The organism is Kaistella yonginensis (genome assembly GCF_030409525.1).
GTDB lineage: Bacteria > Bacteroidota > Bacteroidia > Flavobacteriales > Weeksellaceae > Kaistella > Kaistella yonginensis.
This window is the reverse complement of the sequence record NZ_JAUFQB010000003.1, coordinates 90054-106807: the sequence shown is the minus strand read 5'-3', so window position 1 is coordinate 106807 and position 16754 is coordinate 90054. Positions and strand designations below refer to the sequence as shown.

The window sequence follows — 16754 nt, the reverse complement described above, 5'->3', positions numbered from 1 at the left end:
TAAAATTTAGGCTCTCACCAAAGGCAAAGTAGAACATCTCAGCAGTCCGCCCATTTTAGAAATTTCACGGTACGGAATTTCTTCAACCGTCATTCCCCATTCGTTTCGTAAATGATTATTCATTCGGGTAAAAGCTTGATCAGAAACCACAATCTCTGGTGAAATCGAAAAGATATTCGGATACATTTCAAACATTTCTTCATCGGTAACATGAAAACAGTTTTCTTCACCGAAAATATCCAGGATCAAATGATAATCGCTTTCATCTACAAAGCCATTCTTATAGATGATACATTTATCTTTCCCGATGGGATTAAAAGTACAGTCCAAATGCAGTATTCCTAGATAAGGTTCGCGGTCATTTTTCTTCAACTCAAAATCAAGAATTCTCTTTTTTGGAAAATATTCTTTCAAAATATTAATTGCGTATTCGTTGGTTCTGGCGGTTTTAAAATTCCGATAATCTTCTGAAAAACAAGTTCCTATGAAGATGAAATCGTTCCAGACAATAACATCGCCCCCTTCAATATGGGCGGTGTCTGGCAGATTGATGATATCGCGCCACTTTACCTCTTCAAATATTTTACGATAGGCTTCTTGTTCATCTGCACGATCTGCAATTACATTGGAGATAATCATTTTATCCTCAATAACAAACGCCACATCTCTCGCGAAAACCTGATTGTAGTCTTCAATAATTTCCGGACGAAAAACTTTTACATCGTGTTTCTTTAATATTTTTTCAAATTCATTCATTTCATGCACGATATCCTCTTCTTTAGGGTAAATACCTTTTTGAATCGTGTCATAGGATTTTGCATCATAACTTTCTTCCAAAGATGGAACGCTTCCCATTGATTGAGGTTGTCCCAAAACGACAGATTTAAGTCTTCCGGTTTCATTTTTAATGTTGAGTTTCATACGATAATGCTGATTTCAAATGTAAAGAAAGTAAAAAATGAGAGATAATTTTATTTTTCAACTGCAATACAATTGTGCAGAATTCAAATATAACAAAGATTTCTTTGTTCAGCACTATTTGATTTATATTTTATGACCAGAAACAGTGACAATCGAAATGTTAAATAAATCGTTGCAATACCCAATTTTATTAAAAAATGTTTAAATTAGGGTCATTCTTGTTAATGTTTAGTTAAAGTTGAAACAAACTACTTTTTATGAATACTGATTTAGCACTAAATTTGTTTAGTAGATAATTAAATATAACGTTTTAAATAATTTATGACGATGAGAAATACCTTAAAAAAACTAATTCCCTATGCTGTTGTAGGAGTAATGTCGGGAGCCACGACCTTTGGCGCCATCACTTACTTTAATGTAAAAGGCAATCATGCAGATTTTAATTATTTTGCTCCCAAGAATAACGACGCAAAATATGCCTCATTTAATATGACAGGAGTGGGCGATGACTTCGTGAAGGCTGCCAAAATGACAGTTCCAGCCGTAGTGAGCATCAAAAATTTTTCAAACAAAAAAACAAGAGCAAATGATCAGGATTTGTTCGATTTGTTTTTTGGGAACCCATTTGGAGGTAATCCGAAACAGCAACAACAATCGCCACCACCCAATATGCCCACGGGAATGGGTTCGGGCGTAATCATTTCTCCTGATGGTTATATTATTTCTAATAACCACGTGATTGCAGGTGCCACCAAATTAGAAGTGGTGCTTTCTAATAAGAAATCTTATGTTGCCAATTTGGTTGGAACGGATCCCACCACAGATATTGCCTTATTAAAAATTGAAGAAAAAGGCTTGCCTTACCTTAATTTTGCAAACTCCGATAATGTAGAAGTTGGCCAGTGGGTCTTAGCCGTGGGTAATCCGATGGGATTAAATTCTACGGTTACTGCTGGAATCGTTTCCGCAAAAGGACGAAGTATCGACTTGTTAAGTCAGCAATCAAGAACACCAATTGAAAGTTTTATTCAGACCGATGCGGCAATTAATCCTGGGAATTCTGGTGGTGCCTTGGTTGATCCGAACGGGGAGTTAATCGGAATCAACTCTGCGATTTCCTCTAAAACTGGATATTATGAAGGGTATGGATTTGCGGTTCCATCCAATTTAGCCAGAAAGGTTGTAGAGGATATTAAGCAGTTTGGTTTGGTGCAAAGAGGATTCTTGGGCGTTGTTCCGTTGGATTTATCAGATGAACGACAGGTTTCAGCCTATAACCAACAGAAAAAAACCAATCTAAAATCAGCAAGCGGTGTTTATCTAATTGAAGTTGCGGAGAAAGGCGGTGCAGAAGATGCTGGTTTACGAAATGGCGATATTATTACTAAAGTCGACAATACCGTTGTTTCAAGTTATTATGATCTTTCATTTGCCGTAGGCAGTAAAAGACCTGGTGATAAAGTTGCGGTAACTTATTTAAGAAATGGAAAACAAAATACCATTAATGTTACCTTGAAAGACCAAAAAGGAGGAACCACTTTAAGAAGTAAAGCCGACCTTTCAGTAACCGAAAAAATTGGAGCAGAATTTGAGCCGTTGAGTGAGAAGTTTAAAACCGATTACGGCTTAAACAGTGGGGTAATCGCAAGAAACGTAGAGAACGGCAGTGAGATGGCAAAAATTGGTGTTGTTGATAATTATATCGTGATTGAAGTTAATGGCAAACCAGTAAACTCACAAAAAGATATTGAAAAGATATTGGATTCTTACAGCGGAAACGTTCAGATCAAATACGTAGATGAATATGGAAGAATTACAACCCGAGGGTTCAAAATGCCTTAATCAAGAATACTATAATAACGAAAAACGCAACTTAAACTGGTTGCGTTTTTTTTATTTGTTAAGGAGTTTTCGTTTTCTGCGTTTCTTTCGTTCATAGATCACTTCGATAATCTTGCCACCTATCCAAGAGAAAGGGAAGAAGGTTAGGAAGATTAAGATTTTGTAAAAAGTAGGGTGGTACGGAAAAATGATAATATCGAGCATCGCAATAAACAAGAGGATAAATCCAATCAAAATTGCATAGGCTACTTTTGCATATTTTACGATAATTGCAGTTACTACGCCACCAACTGTTGCTGCAATCCCAGATGAAATTAGCAGTGCAACAAAAAAATAGGGTTTATGCTCGACCGATTTTAAAACGCTTTCCCATTTTTCAAAGGCGGAAAATCCTTCATAGGTGATCCACGAAGAGTTAATCCTTATACCAATGGTGATAAGAAGCGCGGCCACGGTGAGGCCTAAAATTACTGCAAATGTATTTCTTAAAAAATTCATTAAAATTGATGTGCTATCATAGAGATTTCAATATCTACATTTTTCGGCAGACAAGAAACCTGTACGGTTTCTCTCGCGGGATAACTGTCCGGATTTAGGTAAGATGCATAGATGTCATTCATCACCGCAAAATCATCCATATTTTTCAAAAAGATCGTTGCCTTTACCACATTGCTAAAGGTTAATCCGGCTTCCGTAAGTACGGCTTCCAGATTTTTCATGACCTGGTGGGTTGCTTTTTCAATGCCTTCTTCTACTTTTCCTGTTTCAGAATTTACTGGGATTTGCCCTGAAATATACAAAGTGCCATTCACAAAATTCGCTTGGGAATATGGGCCAATAGCGGCCGGTGCTTTCGAGGTGGAAATGATCTTTTTCATAGGATTGATTTTTGGCAAATATAAAACTTAAGTTTAATTCTTTAAAATTTAAAACGGTGCATTTGGTTGAGTGAAGCTGCGGTCTTTATATTTCACAGCATCGCGCAGAATATTGGCTTTAATTCCAATAAAGAAATCGTATACTTTATACTGCCCATAGGGAATCCAGTTAAAGTTAATGGTAAAACTTCTTTGATCCCGTGAGAATCCTAACTGCGTATTGGCAATTTCTTTGGTAATAATATCATAGTATAGGTTACCGGTGATATTCCAAAATGGTGATAGTTTAATACTTCCATCGAGACCTAATGAGGCCACATTGTTTCCGAAACGTGTTAAGCTTCGGGTGTAGCCATATTGTGCATTGATGTTTAAAGACCAGGGTTGCTTAAACCGCGCGTAATTATCTTCATCAAAATAATAATCTTCATTTCTTATTTCTCCTTTGGTTTTAAATTTTTTGGCGAGCTCTTCTTTTTCACCGAAGATGGCGTCGCTCAACGGATAAGAAAGTTGCGCATTGAAACCTTGTACACTAAAATGACCAAAGTTTTCTGTTCTAATACCCATTTCGCTTTCTGGAGCAAATATAATTTGATACGGTTCTAAAGTTAAGCTCGTATTCAGGTTTAATTTTTCAAATAAAGTGGTTTGTCCGCTGAAGCTAAACATGGACCATTTATGAGTTGGAGCAGCGAAATTATAATTGGTGTTGAAATTTAAACTTTCAAAAATCTTCAATTTTTTAGTTCCGGTAGAATCTTTTTTAGATTTCACTTTCATCTCCAAATTATTATTGATAGAGAAGCTTAAGGCCTGCACCAAACCAGAATTGGGTGAGCCAATGATCCCACGGTCAAATATAGAGTAGGGCGTCATTTCGCCACGATCGTTATAATAATTCTTGTAATATCCAAAGCTGGAAGCTGAGAAATCTGGTGAATAACTGAAGCCGATTTGTGGTGTCATCATATGACGAATCGCTTGAACAGATGAATTCTTTTTAAAATTCAACATGCCGTACAGAACCGTTTGTAAACTTGTGCTGGTCGAGAAAGAAGAATATCCTGCAATTTTATTATTGAGAACATCTTCTACTTTGTTGTCAATCGGATTATAGGATCGGGTCAACGTTTTGGTTGTTAGAGCATTGTCAATATTTGCTGAAATAGAAAAGGTGAAATATTTTGCAATCGTGGTATTTGTTCCTAAAGAAATATTGTTTTTAAGACCCGTTTGCATTTTTTCCCACATCGCTTTTTTAAACAGTTCGCCTTCATTTGTTTGCACATAATTATTCAAGTTTAAGCCGGTATTTACGGTAATGTTTTCTACTAAACCTTGTCTGATTCCTGTCTTTGGTTTAAATAAATAAAACTGATTAATCGCCACATTCATCACCGGAAGTTTTAAATCTGCCAAACCCGTAGAGAAATTTTGGGAGTAAGAAGAAGTTCCTGTAATGGTAATTGGCAAAGTGAGAAACCGCTTTACAACACTTACAGTTGAGTTTTGCTGGGCATTCAGATTATTTTGGTTAAAAGCGTAATTATTATTAACCGTATTATTATAAAACTTATTACTCACTACATCCACCGAGGCCGAGAAGGTAAGAAAAGGATTTGCTTTTGAATCTTGCTGGTGTCGCCAGGCTATTCGATAGGTGCCGGTTTTCGAATAATCACCCAGCCCTTTTATACCGCGCACGGTGGTACCCATATCGGCAGAAAAATTCCCGGTATATTTGTAGTTCTTTTTGTAGTTCATTTCGGGTTTTAAATTCCAGCTGCCTTTGGTGTAAATGTCTGCCAGGATTTTTAAGTCAAAATGATCGCCAATAGGTTGGTAGTATCCCAAGGAATTTAGGAAAAATCCTACATCTTCTCTTTCTCCAAAACTCGGAATTAAAATACCGGCACTTCTTTTATCGGAGAAGGGTAAAATAGCAAATGGCATGATTAAAGGCGTCGGCACCTGTTCAATATACATTTGAATCGGTCCTGTAATTACCTGTGATTTGTTTTTACCTTTAATTAATTTAATGTTTGGAGCGAGCAAATAGTAATCGGCAATGGTGTCTTTTTTCTTTATGAAATATTCGTCGGTGGTATATTTTCCTCTTTTCATAAAGAAGACCGAATCGTTGTATTTTTTGGTTTTTTCGGCGACGATTACACCTTCGCTTTCTTCAGTTCGTGCGTTAAAAGCAATGGCTTGGCGTGTTTTGATGTTGTAGGTGAACTCATCATATTCATAGGTTTTCCCTCCTTGTATGGCAACGGCAGGATTTTTAATTTTTCCTAAAGAATCCAGCTCTCCTCTGGCAAATACCAAGGATTTATCCCAGTCAATTGAAATATAATCGGCATCAATGGTCATGTCTTGGTATTTTACCTGCGCATTTTTATTCAGGTAGGTCATCTTTTTGGGGATGTCGTTTCTGATACGTTCTGCTTTTGTTTTGACCACCGCCTCTAACTGTTCTTTTTTTTGAACCAGGGTGTCAGATTTGGGCATCGTTTCATTAACTATCTTATTTCCAGACAAATTTTGAGCATGAAGATGTGCTAAAAAATTGTTAAAAATTAGGATAATTAAGATTTGTAGTATATTTTTGAAGCCAGTTTTGACCAAAGCGCTTTATCTATTATATATTGCCGTCAAAATTAATATAATTTTTAAAATTTACAGATGATTACGGATAGTTTTTCTTTTAAAAAGTACTTATTCCTTTTATTCTCTTTGATATTCATTCTTCCGAGCGCTCAGAAAAAGTTTACCATTGTCCTAGATGCGGGGCATGGCGGCTCAGATCATGGTGCAAATCGGTATTACAGTGAAGTCGGCACTTTGCGAGAAAAAGATGTGACCCTTGCGATTGTTTTGAAAATAGGGCGCATGCTTGAAAAAAATAAAGATTTTAAAATCATCTATACGCGAAAAATTGATGAATTCCCCTCTTTAACAGAGCGAACAACTTTAGCCAATCGCAGTAAAGCAGATTTATTTGTGTCTATTCACTGCAATGCGAGTACGAAAACTTCTCCGTACGGAACAGAAACCTTTGTTCAGGGACCCGATCAGAACAGAACAAATCTGGAAGTGGCAAAAGCGGAGAATGATGTAATTTATCTGGATGAAAAAGACCGCGAAACTTTTGCGTCTTATGATCCTAAATCGCCTGAGTCATTAATTGCACTGAAAATTCAACAAAGTAAATATTTGGAAAGCAGTCTTTTATTTGGGAGTTTCGTAGAAGGCAATTTCGAAAAGAAAGACAAACGCTTATCCAGAGGAGTGAAGCAGCAAAACTTACACGTGTTAAGATTAAATGCAATGCCATCCGTATTAATTGAAACTGGCTTTATCAGCAATTATGAAGAGGGAATGTATCTGGCTTCAGAAAAAGGTCAGAACGAAGTTGCAGAAAGTATTTACGATGCAATTGTAAGTTATAAAAAAGCAATCGAAAGAAATGGGGGGGCATCCAACCAACCCAAAGAAGTGGTGAAGCCAGAGGAGAAACCCCTAAAAAATGACTTCAGAATATTATTGATGTCTTCGCCAACGAAATATAACACCGGTGACCCTGCTTTAAAGGGGCTTAATTACGTTCTTCCAATCAAAGACAACGATCTGTATAAATATTATTATAGTGTAACTAATTTCGCTTCTGTAAGAGATAATAATTTAAAAACGGCAAAAGACGCTGGGTTTAAAAATGCAACGGCCATTTCATTTATCCCGAACCAGAAATTAGGTGTTGGATTTTATACTTTGGAACTTGCGGTGAGTGATCAGAAATTAAGCGCTAATTCCTTTATGCTTAATAGCTTAAAAGACGTGATCCGCGTAAAGGAGAAAGGTAAGTTTTATTATACCTATGGCAAATTTTCCAGCTTGGAAGAAGCGGTAAAAATGCAAAAAGAGCTCGAAGACAAAGGCATTAAAAACACCACTATTCAAAAAATTTCTAGATAAATACCTAAAGGGGTTGCAGGATTAAAACTTAATTTCTATTTTTGCAGTCCTCAAAGCAAAGGCCTATTCGTCTAGTGGTAAGGACTCAAGATTTTCAGTCTTGCAACAGGGGTTCGATTCCCTTATAGGCTACAATAAATGAAAATTTTGAAAAGTTTTAAAAAAATATTTTGTAATCAAAAAAAGATTGTTATCTTTGCACCCAAGTTTTTAGAAAGATATGGCAAATCATAAATCAGCTCTGAAAAGAATCAGACAAAGCGAAAAGAAAAGAATAATCAACAGATACTATCACAAGACTGCTAGAACAGCTTTGAGAGGGTTGAGAAATGAGGAGGATAAATCTGCTGCAACTGCACAGTTGCCATCAGTAATCTCTTTGTTGGATAAGTTGGTGAAGAAAAACATCATCCACAAGAACAAAGCGGCCAACCTTAAAAGTAAGTTGACTAAGCACGTTAATAAATTAGCGTAATTATATAAAATTCAAAGACGCACTGGCCCGTTCGTCTATCGGTTAGGACCTCAGGTTTTCATCCTGGTAAGAGGGGTTCGACTCCCCTACGGGCTACCAAACTTCCGAAATTAGTTTTTCGGAAGTTTTTTTATGCACTCACGATAAGTGTCTAATTTTAAAAAAAAGGGATCTGAAATGATTAGACTATTCCCAATTAATATTCTAAATAAACTTTTAGCGGAGGGCAAGTCGTATTTGTAAACGTAAATGTATTAAAATTAATAAACGCTACATTTCCTTTGCAATGCTTTGCTTTTCTTTTAGTGAGTCCGCATACAGTTTTTCAACACTCCATTTTGCATGTTTGGAGGGAATAATTTTATACCCTTTATTCTTGGAATAGACTTTCGTAAATTCAGCTCCGAAGAAAATAAGCATACACGAATAATTAATCCACATCATAATTAGAATCACCGTACCCGCCGTACCAAAAACTGATGTTGGCTTTAGTTCTGCAAAATAGAGACTGAGTAAAAATTTACCAATAGTAAATAAGGTAGCCGTAAGAAGTGCTCCCGGCCAGACTGCTTTAAATGAAATCTCAGCATCGGGAAGAACTTTGAACATAAACGCAAAAACCAATGAAACCAAAATAAAACCAAACAAAAAATTCACAGAGGTCATCAGCAGGTAGGTTTCATAACCCAATTGATACATGATGAAATTATTCAGTAAGCTGATCATCGATGATAAAACCATTGTAATCATGAGTAGAAAACCAATCACTACAATCATTCCCAAGGAATTGGCGCGATCGAGTAGAAATTTTAGGATGGCTTTTTTTGGTGCTGCTTCTACATTCCATAGTTTATTTAAAGATTTTTGAAGCTGAAAAAAAACCGTTGTTCCACCATATATCAAAGAAACAACTCCTATCGTTTTCATCAATATGTTTTCTTTATCAATCAGGGCGCTTGCAATCATTTCCTGAATACTTAAGGCTGCTTCTTCACCCATCAAATCATTAATTTGGTTGGTGATTTGCCCACGTATGGCTTCTTCACCTAAAAAATTTCCAGCAATCCAAATAATGATAATTAATAAACCAGGTATAGAGAAAATTGAGTAATATGCTAAGCTTGCAGAATCTCTTGTCGCTGACGAGTTATTCCACTGTATAAATGTTTCCTTTAAAGTTTTCCCCCAAAAGTGTAAGTTTTTCTTCATAATTCGTTTAAAATGGATATCCTATGGCAATATTTAAGATTAAATTATCTTTTCGCCAATCTTTACTGCCAAAATCAACTTTATCGAAAGTCCAACGATTTCCTTCTTCATAATACGGTATTCTGAGCGGCATTGCCACATCAAGTCTTAAAATAAGAATAGAAAAGTCTAATCTTAAACCAACCCCAGCACCAACCGCAAGTTCTTTTGCAAAGTTTTTAGAGAATTTTCCGCCTGGTTTTTCGGGATCTTCATTCATCAACCATACATTTCCAGCATCCGCGAAAATTGCAGCATTCAAAAATTTGTAAATATTCGCCCGATATTCAGCGTTGAATTCGATTTTGATGTCTCCTGATTGATCGAAAAAGAAAGATGCCTCTTGATTTCGGGGATCATAACTGCCGGGTCCCAACGTTCTTGCCCGAAATGCCCGAATGCTATTGCTCCCTCCTACGAAAAACTGTTTCACGTGAGGCATGGTCGTAGAATTCCCATAAGGATAACCGATTCCTGCAATAAATCGGGTTGCTACGGTACTTTTGTCATTAATTTTTCTGTAATACCTGAAATCGTGTTCCATTTTTGCATATTGGCTGAAGGGAATATTGAATATTTCTTTCTGTTTTCCGGCTTTTGCATCGGCACCACTAACCAAACCGGTAATTGTGCCGGCCAAATCTAAACTCCCTTTATAATAAAAAGTATTTTTTTTAGGAAGCATTGTATTGGTATACGTATAACTGTAGGTAGGACCAAAAATCAATTGGTTATCAATGACCCGTTGTAGCGCTGGTTTTGGTTCGATATAATTATTGGGATCAGGATTTCCGTTGATTTGTTCTAAATATTTATCGGTCACATTTTGCGGCTTTACCAAAGTCACCTCGATTACTTTTAAATCATGTTCTTTACGTTCATTTTCTTTCCAGACATAACCAAAAGAGGTATTGAAGTTATGAAGCGTATAAAGTTGCGTCCTGCTTAAATATTCATAACCGATGGTCACATTGGTACGCGGTACAAATGCACTGGAAGAATGAAATTTGAAAGGGGCCACAATTCTTGGGATAGACAATTGCGCATTTGCCCCAAACCGAATAATATTGTTGGCGTCTTTTGGCCCACCGATTTGTATGTCGGTTGCCCCATAAATGGAGGCTTTTAATTGTTCAGCACCCCGAAAAAAGTTTCGGTGCGTCCAGTTCAGGTTAACCTCGGCACCTGTGTAATTGGCGGAATTGGTTTTTCCTAAAGTTTCCAAACGCAGGGATTGAAATGGTCTCGGCGTTAAAAGATAATAGGCATCAAACCGATGATTCAAAGAATCGGAGATGACGAATTCATTTTTTACAAATTTAAAAACACCTAAACTGATCAGTCTGTTCAACGAAAGATTGTGATCTTTTCGATTATACAAATCCCCTTTATTAAAATAGAGCGTGCGATCAAAAATTTTAGGTTTGAATTTATTTTTTGGATCAATAATATATAAATCCTCATAAACTTCTACAGAATCAGTGATGTACGGTATCCCGTATTTCCCCAACTTCACATCTTCCAAATTATAATCAGCAAAAACGATGGTTTTATCGATCGTAAATTGATCTTTTGCCAATTCTGGGGTATTCTTTTTCAGCTTTACAAAAAGTTCAACCTTTGGTTCTTTTGTTACCGTACTATCAGCTTGAATAATGATATTATCCGGACTGAAATAGTAGAAGCCGCGATTTTTCAAATGCTCATCAATCCGTTCGCGCTCTGCTTTAATTACCTCTAAATCGAAGGGGTTTCCTTGTTTTAAAAATGTTTTTTCCTTAATAGAAATGATTTCAGAATTGATTATGGTAGAATCTTCCGGATAATTAACTTGACTGATGAGATATCTTGCGCCAGGTTTTAACGTGTAATTTACCTGGGCTGTCTTGTTTTTAGCAATCGTGTCTGAAGAAGATTTTGCATTGAAAAACCCTTTGTTCTCCGAATAATTAACGATGATTTTTTTGTTGAATTCACGATCAACATCACCTAATAAAACCGGTTTTTCTCCAATTTTATATTTTAACCAATACCCAATTCCTTTCTGTTTTTTTGGCTCTTTGGTACTATTGTATATATAAAGACGCGGTCGTAAACCTAAAAAAGACGCGTTCGGTTTGGGGCGGAGTTGATCCTGAAGTGCTTCTTTTAGATTCGATTTTTCTTTCTTGGAAAGCGTATCATTTTTAATCTTTATTTTTGCACCCGTGTACAATAATTGACCTTCTTGCAGAAATTTGGTATTGCTGCACGAGGTGAGCATGATTGTAAATGACAGCGTTGCAAATATTTTATAATATGATGTTTTCAATTTTATCATTATTTTGAAGACGTTTTTTGTTTTCTAAATTCTTTATTTTTTTTAGACCGTTCGAAAATTTCACGGAATTTGTCATAATCTAAAGTGATAATAAATCCAAGTCCGGTTTCGATAATCTGTCCTTGTAAGGCAACTTGATAGTCGTTTTTACGATACGCCCGCAACATATATCTGCCATCTTTAGACAAGCTGTAATCAAATGTGATGTCTCCAGCAATATTGGTCATTTCTTCGTTTTGTCGGGCATCACCTTCTAAGGCAAAGTTATTTCCTACCGTCACATTCAGGCGGTCATCAAATAATCTTTTGCTTAAACCAACGTTCAAATCGGTTCTTTCGTTTTTATTTCCACTGGAGTAATCTTCCGTAGATTCTAAATCGAAATTAAGTTCTACGCCACCGATTAAATCTTTCGCTAAATTATTGAGTTGCTCAGACAAGATTCTACTCACACTCTGCTTGGCTAAAGTGGAAGCCGATAAACCTGCATCGCTTTCAAACGGATTTTCACCTATAAAACGATTCAATAGCAATAAAGCAAAAACCTGTTTGTTCATTTCAGATTCGTCGCGCCGCAATTGGTCGAGTTTCGCGGTGGTATTGTCGATCACTTCTGCGGAAACCGAATTATTTTCCTTAGAGGTCGTAATGTCAAATGTAATAATTGGTTTCATCAGTTCACCTTTCATTATTAATAAGGTGCTAAAAGGAATTCTTTGTTTATATTGATTTAACTGGCTGCCCGAAACACCAGTCAATTGCTGTTGTAATAAGTCGAGTGGAGCAGCATCTGTTTTGTAGACCGCGGTGATATCTAGATTGGCCGTCATCGGTTCACCCGTCCAGGTGATGGTACTGCCTTTTTCAATTTCAAATTTCCTTTTCAGTAAACTGACCGACATTTCGTAGGCTCCTTTTTCAACTTGGTACACACCGACCAAAGTAGTTTTACCGGAAGGGTCAATGCCGCCTGTCAACTGCGCTTCGCCCTGTAATTTTACAAAATCGCCGTTTGCTTTATCAATAATTAGGGAGATCTTGGCTTCTTTCTTCACCTCGATATTTACATTAATATCCAACCCATTAATTTTACTTTGATTGGTTAGTGAATCTGCTTTAATGGTTTTCTGCAACGCAATTTGGTCTTGGTCAATAAACTCCACAATTCCCTCGCGATCTTGTAATGAAGGGGATGACTGTGGCAAAACAAATGTAAAATCCGTTTGATCTGTTACCGTAAGATCACCATCAACTTGTGGTAAGTCTATGTCGCCACGAATTTGCAGTTTCGCATCAACGGCTAAAACTCCGTACATTATTTTATCATTCTCTTTTTCAGAATCGACCACTTTAAAATTATCTGCGTTCACCTCTAAATTAAAGGCAAAATCCTTGTAGCTTTTCGTAAGAACGGCACCATCAATGACTACCGTGTTTCCAGATTCATCATTAATCGTAAAATCATTGAAATCAATTCCGCGGTTTGTAAATTTAATTTCATCATTAATGTTTTTAAATCTGCTGCCCAACTGAGTAATACCCAATCCAACATTATTAAATTTAACGCTACCCAAAATATTCGGAGCTTCCGCGGTTCCAGTAATTTTTAAGTTTCCAGAGAGATAACCTTCTGCATTTTCTATGGAATTCATGGATAGTCCTTGCACCGTTTTCATTTGAATTTGGTTTAAGTTAAGGTTCATATCTAAACCACTGGTTGTGGTATTGTATGTTCCAAGCAGTTTTACATCATTCTCAAAACCTGATAGCGCAACCTCTGCTCTTATTAAATCTGCAGTTTGATTATTCGCTTTAATATCTACATTCCCCACAGGACTGCCATAAACAAATAAATCGGTCACGTCAACATCAGCGCTGATGGTCATATTGTTTTTCAAATCCCGAAGTTGCGCCGTACCATTAATGTTTCCTTTGGCAAGAAGAGAATCTTTTTTAATCATTTCCGTAATGGTTTCAATCTTAAAATCGCTAATGGAAATATTCAAGGGACTGTTTGGAACAGTGGTTTCCGATTGTACGCTGATTTCACTTCCGTTATTAGAGATTGCAAAATCATGGGCCAAAATTCCACGGGTGCTCAACTGTAAATAATTATCGGCAGAGACTTTCCACTGATCATAATTTAAGGTTAAACCATCAGGATTTAAACTGATTGTTGTAAGATCGCCTGCTTTTTCTACGTTACCTGCAATCAAAAATTTGGTTGCATCTTTATCATCTTTTGTAGAAGCGTTGTAGGTGATGAGGTTATCGTTAACATCACCATTTACACTAATCTTCATTAAAGCAATATTTTTATTTTTAAATGCTGCCAGTTTGAGATCATAAACCAACGCGTCATTTTCATTATTAATGGTAATAGCGCCGCCGGTGATTGTGTTCGCACCATAAGTTACCTGAGGAATTTGTCCGTTAAATTCTAGCTTTCTTGAATCGGCATCGTAATTTCCAGTCAAGGTTATCGGTTCAAATTCTGTTAATTCGGGTACAAATTTGCGCAGAAGTTGATCGTCTTTAATTTTAGCAGTCAATGTAAAAAACTGATTAGGAGCTATTTTTTCTTCTTTGCTGCCAGATTTTTGATGTTGATAGTATTCATTAATGGTATTTTGCAGTGAGCCTAAAATCTGGGTCAACTTATATTTCCCAGTTAAATCAACATCTGCAATTTGGGACTGCAGCGTAATTTGATTGTGATTCGCCGTAGAAACTGCCGAGAGAAATACTTCCTGCAACGGGAAAACATCTTTCGTATCAGAAATGGCAAAGTTCTTTAAAGTCAAAAAGCCATTTGCTGCATCGGGGTTTATACTCGTGAAATCACCATCTAAATCGCCGGCCAAAATCATCTGATCTTCATAAAAGCCAAGTTTATTTAAATCCAATTTTCGGATGGTTCCGTTGGCTTTAATCGATGGATTTTTTTCGGTAAAATTCCCAGAAGCTCGTACATTTAAATTTGCGTTTGGATCTTTCGAGTCGAGGTTGATTACATAATTACCACGATTTGCCTCCCCGTTTAGCATCATGTTTTGGTAGGTGTAACCATTGTAAGCAAGCGATTTTATATTTCCTTTGAGGTCTGCATTGGCGTTGTTTGTATCGAAACTTTGTCCTTTTATCGCAATTTGTCCGGTAATAAAACCCAAATCTTTATTCTGAATCATCTTACCGATTTGTAAGTTTTGAAGATTGGCTAAGACATCATATCGTTCCGCATTTTTCTTTTTCATATTCACCGAGGCGCGAATCCCCGCATGGCCCAAAGTGGAGGTCATGAGCAAATTCGCGTTCACAATTTCTGTCGTTCCTTTTGCCTTTCCTACGATTTTTATAAAAGAAGGGAGTGTAATATTGCTTGGGATTGCGTTTTTCGGGACGAAATTGTAAATGGTTTTTGCGGAAGAAGAAAGTTCACGAACATTCAAATCATAATATAAATTGTTCAGGTTCGTTGCGTTTTTAATATTTCCCGATGCCTGAATTTTTAATTGATCGATGCCGGAAAGTTCTAAATTTTGAATGAGTAGATCATCGATTGTACCTTTCAAACGAGCATCGACCTTAAGGATAGCAGTCGGATACTTATTAAATGGTGCCGTATTTCTTAAAGTCGGAGCGAGCATTAATATATCAGAAAAACCCACTTGAGATTTTTGAATATGGGCTGTAATTTTTACAGCACCGGGATTTGCAGAAAGTTGTTCGATTGATTGGTAATTTATAATAACTTCATCACGTAAAACTGTTTTTGGAGTTTGTAAATAAAGTCCTTTTAAATAAGCCTGTTGATCTTCAAACACGAAATCGGTTTTGAATTTTTGAATATTCAGACCACGGCCTTCCACAATTTCGGCTGATTTTACGGTGCCGACAAAAGTTCCGTCATTCATTTTGAAGTCAGAAAGATTCAGGTTTAATTTTGAAAAGTTCAAATGGTTGAAATCGATTCCACTTTTGGTGGGTGCAATCGCAGTGTTATTGTAAACCACTTGTACGTCGTCTAAAATTAATTTTTTCAAAAGAAATACTACCGATTTTTCGGCAGTGGAAGAAGAAGTGTTTTCTTCTTTTTTCGGATTGGCATTTTGTGCGGGTAGAAATAATTTAGCGTTGATATCTGCACCTTTTAAATAAATATTTTCAATACCGAAATTCCTGTTTTCTAGCTCAAGATTGTTTATTTTGGTGCTGAGTTCTTTAAAAATGATTCTTGCAAAAGTTTTGGTGTTATCATCACCATAATCAATATTAAAATTGGTGAGTTTAATTTTGTTTAATCCTAATTGTAAAGGATTTTGTTTCTGCAGAGAATCAACTTTTTCCTCGACTTTTACAGCCACTTCTTGCAGTAGATCTTGTTTTAATTTCAATCGAAGTCCATCCATATTGATGTCATTCATTGCGTAAGAATTCTTTTCGAGGTCGAAAGTTTTCACCCGCGTATCGAATGATTTAAAGTAGAGATTAATATCATTCCGCGACTGATTATCAATAAAAGAAATACCAATATCTTTTAATTTAATTTTATCTAAAGAAATTATAAATGGTTTAGATGGGGTTTCTTCTTCGTCTTTGGTGGCAAAAGCATCGATAATATAATCGAAATTAAAACCGCCGTTTTCATTGCGTACGACATTGGCCTTCACACCTTCTAAATCAATAGAGGTAATATCAGCCGTATTTTTCAGGAGTTTTGGGATGTTTAATCCTACATCTAATTTCCGCGCAAACAAAAGTGTGTCAACCTTTTGCCCTTGTAAATACAGATTTTCCATGACCAAACTGTTAGGAAATCCGATGTAAACCCGTTCTAAACTTACCTTGGTTTTTATTTTCTTCTCCAGGTAATTTACCAATTTTCCTTTAGCGAAATTTTGTACCGATGGGAGTTGCAAACTTAAGACCAGAATGATCACCAATGCGATCAGCGCAGCGAGTGTAATTGCAGTATATTTTAAAATCTTTTGATAGATATTCACATGAAAAAATTAAAGGTTAGAACTGAGACAAAAGTACGTTTTCGGTATTGATTCTAAAAATTAGAAATCTGCGGAGTAGTACATAG

The 16754-nt window shown here is 36.4% G+C and carries 10 protein-coding genes and 2 tRNA genes; 5 read left to right on the top strand and 7 right to left on the bottom strand.

What is annotated here, in order from left to right:
• Positions 1-6: 6 nt before the first annotated feature.
• Positions 7-921: a dimethylarginine dimethylaminohydrolase family protein gene (locus tag QWY78_RS01395; protein WP_290215876.1), complete on the bottom strand. Its 915-nt coding sequence runs from the start codon at positions 919-921 to the stop codon at positions 7-9.
• Positions 922-1248: 327 nt separating this feature from the next.
• Between QWY78_RS01395 and QWY78_RS01390 the strand changes: the two genes are divergently transcribed.
• Complete coding sequence (locus tag QWY78_RS01390) at positions 1249-2763, top strand: trypsin-like peptidase domain-containing protein (RefSeq protein WP_290215875.1); 1515 nt, start codon at positions 1249-1251, stop codon at positions 2761-2763.
• 51 nt (positions 2764-2814) lie between these two features.
• Here the strand turns inward: QWY78_RS01390 and QWY78_RS01385 are convergent, their stop codons facing one another.
• The 3 genes from QWY78_RS01385 to QWY78_RS01375 are packed head-to-tail and all read right to left on the bottom strand — an operon-like array spanning position 2815 to position 6275.
• A complete protein-coding gene (locus tag QWY78_RS01385; protein ID WP_290215874.1) occupies positions 2815-3261 on the bottom strand; it encodes a hypothetical protein in 447 nt (148 codons plus the stop codon).
• Positions 3261-3641: a RidA family protein gene (locus QWY78_RS01380; protein WP_290215873.1), complete on the bottom strand. Its 381-nt coding sequence runs from the start codon at positions 3639-3641 to the stop codon at positions 3261-3263. The genes QWY78_RS01385 and QWY78_RS01380 overlap by 1 nt, the downstream gene beginning before the upstream one ends.
• Before the next feature lie 48 nt (positions 3642-3689).
• Entirely contained in the window at positions 3690-6275 is a 2586-nt protein-coding gene (locus tag QWY78_RS01375; RefSeq protein ID WP_290215872.1) for a putative LPS assembly protein LptD, read from the bottom strand.
• Between the two features lie 57 nt (positions 6276-6332).
• On the opposite strand from QWY78_RS01375, the gene QWY78_RS01370 reads away from it, so the two are divergent.
• The 4 genes from QWY78_RS01370 to QWY78_RS01355 all read left to right on the top strand — a co-directional run bounded on the left by QWY78_RS01370 (position 6333) and on the right by QWY78_RS01355 (position 8196).
• Positions 6333-7622: an N-acetylmuramoyl-L-alanine amidase family protein gene (locus tag QWY78_RS01370; RefSeq protein ID WP_290215871.1), complete on the top strand. Its 1290-nt coding sequence runs from the start codon at positions 6333-6335 to the stop codon at positions 7620-7622.
• Positions 7623-7682: 60 nt separating this feature from the next.
• Positions 7683-7754 (top strand) — tRNA-Glu (locus QWY78_RS01365).
• Positions 7755-7842: 88 nt separating this feature from the next.
• The gene (gene rpsT / locus QWY78_RS01360; RefSeq protein ID WP_290215870.1) at positions 7843-8097 is read left to right on the top strand and encodes a 30S ribosomal protein S20; all 255 of its coding nucleotides are present in this window, start codon (positions 7843-7845) and stop codon (positions 8095-8097) included.
• A gap of 24 nt (positions 8098-8121) precedes the next feature.
• A tRNA-Glu gene (locus QWY78_RS01355) sits at positions 8122-8196 on the top strand.
• A 171-nt stretch (positions 8197-8367) separates the two neighbouring features.
• Here QWY78_RS01355 and QWY78_RS01350 read toward each other — a convergent pair.
• From QWY78_RS01350 to QWY78_RS01340, 3 genes are read right to left on the bottom strand one after another with little or no spacing between them, the layout of a single operon-like run.
• Positions 8368-9306: a YihY/virulence factor BrkB family protein gene (locus QWY78_RS01350; RefSeq protein ID WP_290215869.1), complete on the bottom strand. Its 939-nt coding sequence runs from the start codon at positions 9304-9306 to the stop codon at positions 8368-8370.
• Positions 9307-9313: 7 nt separating this feature from the next.
• A complete protein-coding gene (gene tamL, locus QWY78_RS01345) occupies positions 9314-11665 on the bottom strand; it encodes a translocation and assembly module lipoprotein TamL (RefSeq protein WP_290215868.1) in 2352 nt (783 codons plus the stop codon).
• Complete coding sequence (locus QWY78_RS01340) at positions 11665-16662, bottom strand: translocation/assembly module TamB domain-containing protein (protein ID WP_290215889.1); 4998 nt, start codon at positions 16660-16662, stop codon at positions 11665-11667. Before QWY78_RS01340 ends, tamL begins: the two co-directional genes overlap by 1 nt.
• Positions 16663-16754 lie beyond the last annotated feature (92 nt).

Bases quoted from the DNA above. Each gene is read 5' to 3' on its own strand.
- QWY78_RS01395 (WP_290215876.1), bottom strand. From the start codon at position 921: ATGAAACTCAACATTAAAAATGAAACCGGAAGACTTAAATCTGTCGTT.
- QWY78_RS01390 (WP_290215875.1), top strand. From the start codon at position 1,249: ATGAGAAATACCTTAAAAAAACTAATTCCCTATGCTGTTGTAGGAGTA.
- QWY78_RS01385 (WP_290215874.1), bottom strand. From the start codon at position 3,261: ATGAATTTTTTAAGAAATACATTTGCAGTAATTTTAGGCCTCACCGTG.
- QWY78_RS01380 (WP_290215873.1), bottom strand. From the start codon at position 3,641: ATGAAAAAGATCATTTCCACCTCGAAAGCACCGGCCGCTATTGGCCCA.
- QWY78_RS01370 (WP_290215871.1), top strand. From the start codon at position 6,333: ATGATTACGGATAGTTTTTCTTTTAAAAAGTACTTATTCCTTTTATTC.
- rpsT (WP_290215870.1), top strand. From the start codon at position 7,843: ATGGCAAATCATAAATCAGCTCTGAAAAGAATCAGACAAAGCGAAAAG.
- QWY78_RS01350 (WP_290215869.1), bottom strand. From the start codon at position 9,306: ATGAAGAAAAACTTACACTTTTGGGGGAAAACTTTAAAGGAAACATTT.
- tamL (WP_290215868.1), bottom strand. From the start codon at position 11,665: ATGATAAAATTGAAAACATCATATTATAAAATATTTGCAACGCTGTCA.